General features: G+C 54.8%; 8 protein-coding genes. 6 read left to right on the forward strand and 2 right to left on the reverse strand.

What is annotated here, in order from left to right; translation table 11 throughout:
* The first annotated feature begins 87 nt into the window (after positions 1-87).
* Together K288_RS52810 and K288_RS55550 are read left to right on the forward strand one after the other, a co-directional pair.
* Positions 88-588: a site-specific integrase gene (locus K288_RS52810; RefSeq protein WP_152535784.1), complete on the forward strand. Its 501-nt coding sequence runs from the start codon at positions 88-90 to the stop codon at positions 586-588.
* A gap of 456 nt (positions 589-1,044) precedes the next feature.
* Positions 1,045-1,167 carry a hypothetical protein gene (locus K288_RS55550; RefSeq protein ID WP_256378861.1) on the forward strand — a complete coding sequence of 41 codons (123 nt, stop codon included), beginning with the start codon at positions 1,045-1,047 and terminating at the stop codon, positions 1,165-1,167.
* A 192-nt stretch (positions 1,168-1,359) separates the two neighbouring features.
* Here the strand turns inward: K288_RS55550 and K288_RS0133175 are convergent, their stop codons facing one another.
* Together K288_RS0133175 and K288_RS0133180 are read right to left on the reverse strand one after the other, a co-directional pair.
* Positions 1,360-1,944: a site-specific integrase gene (locus K288_RS0133175; protein ID WP_027583423.1), complete on the reverse strand. Its 585-nt coding sequence runs from the start codon at positions 1,942-1,944 to the stop codon at positions 1,360-1,362.
* A 263-nt stretch (positions 1,945-2,207) separates the two neighbouring features.
* A complete protein-coding gene (locus K288_RS0133180) occupies positions 2,208-3,101 on the reverse strand; it encodes a hypothetical protein (RefSeq protein ID WP_152535785.1) in 894 nt (297 codons plus the stop codon).
* 309 nt (positions 3,102-3,410) lie between these two features.
* On the opposite strand from K288_RS0133180, the gene K288_RS55690 reads away from it, so the two are divergent.
* The 4 genes from K288_RS55690 to K288_RS51055 all read left to right on the forward strand — a co-directional run.
* On the forward strand, positions 3,411-3,929 hold the full coding sequence (locus K288_RS55690) for a PIN domain-containing protein (RefSeq protein ID WP_343209050.1): 519 nt from the start codon (positions 3,411-3,413) through the stop codon (positions 3,927-3,929).
* Between the two features lie 16 nt (positions 3,930-3,945).
* Positions 3,946-4,599 (forward strand): hypothetical protein, encoded by a 654-nt coding sequence (locus K288_RS51050; protein WP_152535787.1) that lies wholly within the window; start codon positions 3,946-3,948, stop codon positions 4,597-4,599.
* 640 nt (positions 4,600-5,239) lie between these two features.
* Positions 5,240-6,196, forward strand: a complete 957-nt coding sequence (locus K288_RS0133190) for a hypothetical protein (protein WP_027583425.1) — start codon at positions 5,240-5,242, stop codon at positions 6,194-6,196.
* 41 nt (positions 6,197-6,237) lie between these two features.
* Positions 6,238-6,434 (forward strand): transposase (locus K288_RS51055; protein ID WP_152535788.1); only part of this gene is annotated, 197 nt, incomplete at its 3' end.

Below are 6,434 nucleotides of genomic sequence, written 5' to 3' on the forward strand. Positions count from 1 at the left end.
TTTGAGGATGGAAGCTCGGCCTGTTTCTCCGAGGAATAGACCGTGTTGAGCCCTGTACGATCCGGCGCTCAAGGTTAGAAAGTCGGGATGGCGAAGCGTCCCGGAAGTCGGTCCAAAGGGCTTGGAAAGTCAGCGCCCTCCTTTAACCCCGAGCAGGTCAAGCGTGCTGTCAAGACGGCGCGCTCACTGCGCTACGCTGATCGCGCCGAACTGCTCGTCACGATGTCGATCTCGTTTGGGTTGCGAGCCAGCGAACTCGCTTCGATAAAGTGGAGCGATGTCTACGATTCGCGCGGATCGGTTCGAAGGGTGATAACTGCAACACGAGCCTTTTTACCCGGTCAAATTCTCTCGTTCGATCTCACCGGCCATTATCGCCTGCAGCGTCTGCTAGCTGACTTCTATGAGAAGTACCGACATCCCGGATTACCTTACGAGCAGGCACCACTATTTTTCTCTCAGCGTGGATGCATGAAGGCTACTTCCATCGCTCGACATCTGACCGCGATTTATCGACGAGCGGGGATCGAATCTGGGACTTCCAGATCCGGTAGGCGCACGATGCTGGCGAACCTAAAACTTCTTTGACCCGGGAAGCTTGCCCAAACACTAGGCCACATGCCAGAACCTAATGCGTTCAAGAAGGGCGAGCTTGATCGAGCAATACTAAGATCGGCGGCTGTTCGTTTAAGCCGTCAGCAAGAGGATGTGAGCCAACCAACAAAGACAAGACCGCACGGACGTCAACGTCAGCCCGGCGACTATTCGAGACTAGCCTGAAGCGCGAATCACTTGATCGTCGCAACGATCGACGTCCATCCCAATCGGCTTTTTCATCTGTCGTACGCGATATTTTTTGCGATAATCGCAAACATCATTCGGCTTGAATCTCAACGAATTATGCGTACGCACATAATTTCCAAGCGCGTACGGAGTTTATTTCGACTTTTCCCCACTTACCCCTTGCGCGGGAGTCAGGCTTTCGGTCACATATCTAAATCCCCCAACGGACAGCTCTCAAGATTTCCAATGGAGAGTTGCGCGATGGTCGAACCACCCAAATTCGAAATTAATTTTTGGGGCATCAAGGTTAGCGCCCAAGGCTTAGTGGGCATTGCCGCCGCCGTCATTGTGGTCGGAATGTTCCTTGCCGTTTCCCGATACTAAGTGCCTCCTCGGTCGAGCGCGGCAGTCAGTGCGGAGTGGGGATGTTGTTAGCTTCATGCGCGCCCGGCACATCGATCTACATCTAAGATCGGTTGCGTTTGGGTTTGTCCTGCTGCGAGCCGCGCCTCCACCGTTTCATAGAACTGCTCCTGGTGGTTCGCCACAGTGACGGAGTGATCCTGTGGGCAAGGCTCAAATAAGCTGCACCACGCGAATCTGCGCCGATGCATTGGGCTCGATGTATCGCTGTGTCGTTCGAAGGTTGGCGTGTCCAGCCAGCATCTGCACATCGCGAAGCGAACCATCCACCGTCGATATCTTCCGCGCCGCGCTCGTGATGAAGGTTCGCCTTCCGCTGTGACTTGAGCATCCGTGGAAGCCGAGGGTCTCATACCAGCGGGCGAATAAGTTTACGATGACCTGCGCCGACGTGCTCTTCGACCGCTCAGTTCGTACGATGAATTCATTCAGCTTAGGAACATCATGACGATATAGTTCCTGCAGGGCTGACTGGAGTTCGACGTGCAGAGGGATGATCCGTCCAGATCGGCCTTTGCTAGCCTCATCCTGGAGGTGGATCGCTTCACCCACGCCGCCGTCGGCATCGGTGATCATGGTCCATGTAACTTGAGCTATTTCCTTCGCTCTCAAACCGGCTCTTACCGACAGAAGCAGGATGACCCGATTCCTGACTGGATATCTGGTGCGCGCGATCAAGCTCAATACCGCGCGAACCTGAGCTCTTGATAATGCTTTGGCTTGTCGTCCTAGGGACATTTTGGACTCCTGAAGTCTGATCAGGAGCTTGGATGGTAATCAGTGAGACCTGATCGTACAGGGCTAGTCCCCCCGCTTATCCGTATTACTGGCGTGAGCGCAGGAGCAACTGAAGAAGAGGCTCTGTCATGAGTATCGATCGAAGGTCGATTCGAGGCGGAGCATCCTTTCCGCGGCAATGACGATTACGACTTTATGCCATCACCAAGCTCTAGGCTCCGATGACAAAGTTCGCTGACCCGTCTTCTTAAATGGCGGGCAGCTCAAGAAGAGGCGGGCGGCCCCCATGGGGCAGGAAATGGATCCACGGCGTTGAAGACCAACCGTTCGTTCTCAATGGTGATGCGAACTCCGCCATTGTGCGGGATGTTCTCCGGCAAGAGCCGTTGATGGACGGGATAGATCAGCGAGCCGACGAAATATCCGACGCAACAGATGCTCCACTCTATTCCAAAATCCGTATGTCGCATCAGGATACTCGTGCGGTCCTTCTGAATTGTTCGCTCTTGAAGAACGTGAAACGCGTCGAGCACAGGGTCATCGGGCCGCAGCACGAATGGGTCAACGTAATAGAGGCGCGCTTGGTCGCTTGAGGAATCCTTGCAGGTCCCGATCATTGAGCGAAGCGCATCGGTTTGCGCAGTGGCGAGAAATGCCTCGCCGAAGATTTTCCACCCCAATCCCAACAGCGTCTTGGCGACAAACCTGGCTCGTGCGTCGCTGTCGATCTGCAAGCCCGGAATTGCGAAGCCAGTAGTCGCAACCACATCGGGAGCAAGGAACCTGCCGGTCCTGGTGTCGTACGCCTTGGGCGCGCCCTCCTTTGGAACCTCAATGTTGTATTTCAACTCCGTGTCATACCAAGCGTCTCCTCGCTTCCATGATGCAGCACGCTTGAGGATCGCACGAGGCGTTTGGCGGCTATTGCCTCTCATGTCAGTGTCGCGGCGGCCAAACATGATCATCGGATCATTGGTGACCTTCGTATCGATCTCGTGACCAATACGAGAATTGACAGCCTTGCTGCATGGGATCGTCGTCGCACCCTTCCCGCCGAGCGCGCGAGGAATAACGTGCTCGGAGGTTATGGCAGCTTCAGGCAGATGATGTCCGGAATAGACGCAATATGTTCGCCATTCCGGGGCGAAACGCGCCATTGGAACTTCGATTCGCATATCTGTCGCCCGAATGTGATTTCTTTCTAACCATCGCGGCTCGGCATCGCTGTTGCAAGGGGGAGGATTCAATGACCGTCCCTTCGAGAGGGACATATTGGCGAATGCGTCGCCGTGGACGCGTGCTTCGGCGAGCCTTCGGCCAGCGGCCCGACGTTCAATCCTTCGGCATTATGCCAGACTTTCAGAAACGCATTGAAAGATACACCGGTCTTCTATGAAGAATTCGAGGTTCCGGCGCGTGATTTTCTGGACGAGATAACGGCCTAGGCGATCAAGACTGCGCCACTCATGGCTAACCCAACCCGTGTTGTCATCGATGTATTCGGCCGATTGCTATCGACGAATCTGCGATCCTTGATTATCCAAGGCGAATTCCTACCCCAAATATCAAGGCATAATAGATTGAGTACGCTGTCCTCAACCCGACGGAAGCCGCAGAAGATTTTTCTGGACGCCAACATAGTTATCCGGGCGGGAAAGCCACCCGGGAAGCCGGTGATGGACAGTCTGGCGGACCTTGTCACGAGCGGCTTCATCAAGGTGTTGACTACGGACTTGACGAAGATCGAAGTAGCGAAGCACCATGCGAACAGGGATCTGGAGGAGATTGCCGGCCTCGGGCGGGATCGCTTCCGCAAGCTCGTGCAACAAACTGTCGGAGTCGCACTTCCTAACATCTCGCCTGAAGAACTTCGCAAGAAGATATTCGATGGCTATGTCGCTACCACAGAGAGCATGTTCAAGACCCTGGCGGCAACGACACTTTCAGTCGACGACGTGAAACCAAGTACCGTCTTCGAGTCCTAATACACACAGAATGGGGGTGTTCGGCGCAGAAGCCAAGAAGGACCAATTTCCCGATGCGTTCATTTTCGAGCGGCTACGGTCGGAAGGGCAAGCGCACGATGACCTGATCGTGGTTTCGGACGATAGGGATTTTGCGGCAGCCGTGAAGTCTGCCGATCACATTCGCCATATGCGTTCGATCGCTGAGCTGTTTGAGGAGCTAGGGCTCAAGAGCGAGGCTGCGCCAGATGTCGAGACATTTTTCGAAAGCCATGAGGATGAAGTCTGTCGGGCCGTAGATGACGAGATCAACAGCTGGGGCTTACAGGTCTCTGACATCGAAGACGCTGAGATCGATGAATCGTCTGTGAAGCGTGTGGATTTTTTGGAGTTCAAGACGTACGACGCTGCTGGCCCAGATGGTCAAATCCTCGTCGTGGGTAGCATGAAAATGACCGTTGACGTGTCGTACACCCACCCTGACTGGGACCACTCAATATATGACAGCGAGGACAAGGTGCGAGTGGCCTTCGATACCGTTACAGGTGAGAAGGAAGTAGAGCTCGAAGCCGATTTCGCGATGACGATTCTAGTGGACGACCATAAGAAGCCTGAGCAGATCGATCACTTTGCATTCTCGAACGATAGTTTCATCTGGGTGCAACTCGACGAGTACGATGACTACCGATAGAATACGGCCGTGGGGATGTGCGGCAATCTTCCTGCAGTAAATCGCGTGGGGTCAAATCGAAAGAAAAACTCGCGATGTTGCGCGGGGCTTTGGCCAGATCACGGTGAGAGCAGTGAACCCCAGTTGAAGGCGCTCCTTTGGCAGTCTCCAGCCGTAACCGGTGACGGCGCTTTCATACCTCCAGCTATACTCGCCGACGTGATGAAGGCTCGTGATCGGCCACGGAAGAGCTCACGACTCATGCGCCAGACAGGAGGCCAACCTCGATACTGGCGGACCCTACCTCTTCTTTATTGCTGCTAACGCGTCAATAGCCGAATCAGATGGGGCATCCGCACAGGCTGCGCCCTCTCACGGCAACTATTGGCCGAAGCTAATCAAACTAGGGCCGGTCCGGTATTGAGGGCAGATCAGACTTCGCACCGGCGATCCTTCGACACCCATAACGGGCTCCGCCAAACCGACGGCAGATTTCTGCTAATCAACCAAAGCTATCGGCTTCGGCTTGCGGCCCCAACGCAGGTTCCCCTAGGATAAAGCCTTCTGCTATTGCGTTGCTTGTCATCCCAGAACCCTGCCTTCGCCGCACTCCCGCCTGTCTAAATCCTGCAGGAGTGCACTCATCCAGGAGAGACCGTTCGTGCCAGCCGACGAATACGTACAATGGCAAAGGATATCATACGACCTGCACGACCTTACCGCTCAGGCAGCCAAACAATTCCAATTGAAGGCTATCTATCTGTTCGGTTCGAGGCGGTTCAAGACGCTTAGCCTGCGCTCGGATATAGATATCTTTTTCGTGCCCGCGTCATACATCAAATCGAGTGATCTTCGGCAATTTCGGCACGAGACGTGCTTGGCGCTGGACATCTTCTTGCTTGAAAATGGCCGCGCGACCAGTGCAATCAACGACAGTTATATTGAGCTCGACGATGACGAAGCGGTCATCGAGGTGACCAGGGCCGTCAAACTGTGGTCTGACGAAGATGGCGACTCCACAGATCCGGACATCTCGTGGATTCAAACCTATGCGGATCACTTGAACTTCCAGGAAACCGTTCTTCCGAACGTTCGTCTTGTGCGATCCCTGGACAGCCTGAAGGTGCGACTTGACCAGCAAGGACTTCCGACTGCCCCTGTGATCGGCGAGGACGAAGAGGAAATTGCACGACGGCTTATTGAAACTGCGCGCGTCACAGGGGGATTCCGGAAAGCTGACTTCCCGGGCAAGGGAGCAGCGAGAGACTCATTCGTGATAGCTCCGCAGAGCGAGTACGACTTCCAGGACCTATTCTGGATTGCGACCAAGCCTTGGATCGGCCAAGTCGCAAGGGAACACGTGGAAATTGTGTTTGATGGGCAGAAGAAAAAATCCGATTTCAGCCTCATGCGGTCGCGCTTCATCATCGAGATGAAATTGGCCAAAGATAAGAATGACGCACGTGAGATCGCGAAAACGCTGGAGGGGCTTGCCGGCTTCTACCGCCAGCACTCCAATGTCCGCATGGTCCTTTTCATCATCTATGCTCACAAAGATGCAGAGATCGACAGTAAGCGTAGCGCAGAGGCCCGTCGGATTGTTTGTGCGGGGTCTTAAGAGCACCGTTAGAAGAGTCATCTTCAGCAAGGGTGCTTACAATGGACGACCATTCGGATGACATAAGACGACCGTTGTCGCCGCGTATCGAAGTGTATGCTGGCGCAGGTCGCAAGCGGTGGCCGGATGATTTGAAGGCACAGATTGCCGCGGAAAGCCTCGAGCCGGGGGCGGTTGTCACAGACGTCGCCCGTCGCCATGGCTGCCGGCCCCAGCAGGTGCACGACTGGCGGCGCCG

This window comes from Bradyrhizobium sp. Ai1a-2 (assembly GCF_000426245.1).
Classification (GTDB): Bacteria; Pseudomonadota; Alphaproteobacteria; order Rhizobiales; family Xanthobacteraceae; genus Bradyrhizobium.